Consider the following 3,358-nt stretch of genomic DNA (forward strand, 5'->3'; position numbering starts at 1 on the left):
CTTGCCTCTGTTTGGAATTTTCCTCATTTTAGCAAGCAACCAAGTAACCCTAATTTTTAATCTTGACACTGCACTAGTCGTCAGTGGCATGTCACCGATTATCTATATTTGGGATACGATTTCGGGAGAGCCGATCGGTACTTTAAGCGGACATCTAGACTGGATTTGGTCGATCGAGATGAGTGCTGATGGTCACACGCTCTTTAGTACTGGCGAAGATCGAACGATCCGCGTTTGGGATCTCCAGTCTGGGACGTGTCAGACTGTCTTGCGCGGTCGTCAACAACGGATTTGGAGTATTTCACTCTCACCTGACGAACGTCATCTCGTCAGCGGTAGCGAGGATCGGTCGATCGAGATGTGGGATCTCCAGTCCGGGAAATGTGTCAAAACTATTAATGGTTACGGTAACTCGATTAAAGCAATTGCCTTCGTCCCCAATCGGGACTGGTTGGCTAGCTGTCATCGCGATTGCACGATTCGGCTGTGGAGTCTGCAACACCTGGTTTGCATTCATACCTTCACCGGACATACCGATGCCGTGCTGACGATTGCCATTAGTCCCGATGGTCGCTATTTGGCTAGTAGTAGTCTCGATCGCACGATTCGACTCTGGGATTTACACGATCTAAGCTGTTGCCACACGATCGAGACCTCATCCGCAGGCATCTGTGCGCTAGCATTTAGCCCCGATGGTTGTCAGTTAATTTCTGGTAATTATCAAGCCGAATTACATATTTGGGATCTCCCCATCGGCGATCGCCACAGCACGATTGCCGATCGGCCTCGATCGTCGCTCGGTCATCCCAAGCGGATCGAATCAGTTGCAATTTGTCAAGTAAATCACACGATCGCGACTGCATGTGAAAATAAAATTAGGATTTGGGATCTCCATACAGGCGAATGTCTGCATACCATCATTGCCCACTATCTCAACGTGCTGACCGTGGCTTTTAGTCCTGACGGACGCTATCTAGCCACTGGCAGTATGGATAAATCGGCTAAAGTTTGGGACACCAGTAATTGGGAGTGCCTACAAACTCTAGATGTTCACCAGAGCTGGATTACAACCGTTGCGTTTAGTCGATCGCCTGTTTCACCCACACCGAGCGACGATTGTTTAATCGTCGGTAGCGGCGATCGACTGATAACCCGTTGGCATATTACTACAGGCGAATGTCTCCACACTTATACCGGACACACCAACTGGGTGTGGTCGATCGCCTACAGTCCCGATGGTTCGACAATTGCCAGCGCAGGAGAAGACGAAACGATTAAAATCTGGGATGTCAATGGCGATCGATCTCCCCATACGCTCCAACTCAAACGTCCCTACGAAGATACCAATATTACCGGAGCCACCGGACTGCCACCCGGACAAAGACAGACATTGAAGTTGTTAGGCGCGATCGAGGATTAGGGTGGATGAGTAATGAGTAATTGGTAAGAATACCATCATCGCCCGATCGTCAACAAGGCAGCATCGCTCCCAACTCCCAACTCCCCACTCCCCACTCCCAACTCCCAACTCCCCACTCCCCGCTCCCTAAAGCCATTATTATGCTAAAATAGCAAAGTTGTTAAGCCACGCACCGTCTTTGATTAACGTATCTGAAATCGATACCCTGGCCCAGGAACTAGCTACGATTCAACAGACTGGCTCCAAGAAAATTGCTCTATTGGGTTCTCGTCACGTCCCGATTACACACCAACATCTAATCGAGATGATGAGCTATGCTCTGGTACTGTCTGGCAATCGTTTGATTACCTCTGGTGCTACGGGTACAAATTCTGCGGCAATTCGGGGAGCTATTCGAGCCGATCGAGACATGTTGACGGTAATCTTACCCCAAAGTCTCGCTCGTCAACCTCGGGAATCTCAAGATCAGTTGCAGAATGTCATGCACCTGGTAGAAAATCCTGGTAATGACTCACTTTCGCTCGGCGAAGCTAGCGCGTTGTGCAATCAGGAAATTGTTTCTCGCTGTCAGCAGTTGATCTGTTTTGCTTTCCACGATAGTGACACTTTGCTCCAAACCTGCCATGAGGCAGAAGAACAACGTAAAGTTGTAACTCTATTCTATTTCGACTAACCTGTTTTCCCAACCGACTCATGTAGGTTGGGCGATCGAATTGGGGTTTAGTTGCCCCACTCTGACAGACGAATTCTGGTGAAAAGTGCGGTTTACTACCTACTAATGCTCTAATCCAACTTAGATTACCAGCCGCAAACACCCGTTTTATGAATTTCGCCAATCTCTCTACTCCAACAATTTTACTCGGCTCGATCGCGGCTGCGGCATTTCTAGTTTACTTTCCCTATTTAGTAGTTGCCATTACCCGCTTTCAAGTCGGGTTCGATATTTCAGCTCCGCGTGCTGCATTCGATAAAATGCCAGACTATGGCAAACGAGCAACTTGGGCGCATCAAAATTCTTGGGAAGCATTTATACTGTATAGTGCAGCCGCATTAATGGCGTATATTACCCAGCAAAATTCACCCACGGTAGTAAATTGCGCGATCGGCTTTACAGTAGCGCGGTTATTTTATTCAATATTTTATATCATCAATTTCCCGATCGGTCGATCGCTAATGTTCGGCGTCGGCTCAGTCGCTATCTTTACACTCATGTCCATGAGTATCACCAGCACGATGAATTAACTTAGATGTTAGGTGTTAGGTGTATCGACAGGGAAAATAAAACCCTAACTATCAACTATCAACTATCAACTATTAACTATTTAAATATGGCTTCTACATTTTCTTTTGATATTGTCAGCGATTTCGATCGTCAAGAATTAGTCAATGCGCTCGACCAAACCAATCGCGAGATTGGAAGTCGTTACGATCTCAAAGATACGCAGACTACCGTCGAACTAGCCGAAGAAAAGATTACAGTCAATACGGCTAGTGAAATGACTCTCGATGCCGTCCACGATATGCTCCAGAGCAAAGCACTCAAACGCAATCTCTCATTGAAAATTTTCGACTACGGTAAAATTGAGTCATCCAGTGGCAATCGTATCCGTCAAGAAATTACGCTCAAAAAAGGTATCAGTCAAGATATTGCCAAACAGATTTCCAAGCTAATTCGGGATGAATTTAAAAAAGTTCAACCATCAATTCAAGGCGATGTCGTCCGCGTTACTGCCAAGGATAAAGATGAATTGCAAGCAGTAATGCAGCGGCTCAAACAAGAAGATCTGCCAGTGGCTTTGCAGTTTACTAATTATCGGTAAATTAATTGATAATTGATAATTGATAATTGATAATTGGGCAATCTAGGGTAGTTTGTCGAACGCCTGTCATTTGTTAAAATTGATATTTTATCGATCGAGAAAGCATGGGTAAATTAAC

4 protein-coding genes are annotated in these 3,358 nt (G+C 46.0%); all 4 read left to right on the plus strand.

All coding sequences use genetic code 11. The features are described 5' to 3' along the window. Positions 1 to 1,420: WD40 repeat domain-containing protein (locus C7B77_RS26610; protein WP_219892291.1), on the plus strand; the 1,420-nt coding region annotated here is incomplete at its 5' end. A gap of 178 nt (positions 1,421 to 1,598) precedes the next feature. Further along, positions 1,599 to 2,093, plus strand: a complete 495-nt coding sequence (locus C7B77_RS26615; RefSeq protein ID WP_106312109.1) for a DNA recombination-mediator protein A — start codon at positions 1,599 to 1,601, stop codon at positions 2,091 to 2,093. 149 nt (positions 2,094 to 2,242) lie between these two features. Beyond that, positions 2,243 to 2,662 (plus strand): MAPEG family protein, encoded by a 420-nt coding sequence (locus tag C7B77_RS26620; RefSeq protein ID WP_106312112.1) that lies wholly within the window; start codon positions 2,243 to 2,245, stop codon positions 2,660 to 2,662. Positions 2,663 to 2,748: 86 nt separating this feature from the next. Further along, on the plus strand, positions 2,749 to 3,240 hold the full coding sequence (locus C7B77_RS26625; protein WP_106312115.1) for a YajQ family cyclic di-GMP-binding protein: 492 nt from the start codon (positions 2,749 to 2,751) through the stop codon (positions 3,238 to 3,240). Positions 3,241 to 3,358 lie beyond the last annotated feature (118 nt).

It is taken from the genome of Chamaesiphon polymorphus CCALA 037, assembly GCF_003003845.1.
In the GTDB taxonomy this organism is placed as follows: domain Bacteria; phylum Cyanobacteriota; class Cyanobacteriia; order Cyanobacteriales; family Chamaesiphonaceae; genus Chamaesiphon; species Chamaesiphon polymorphus.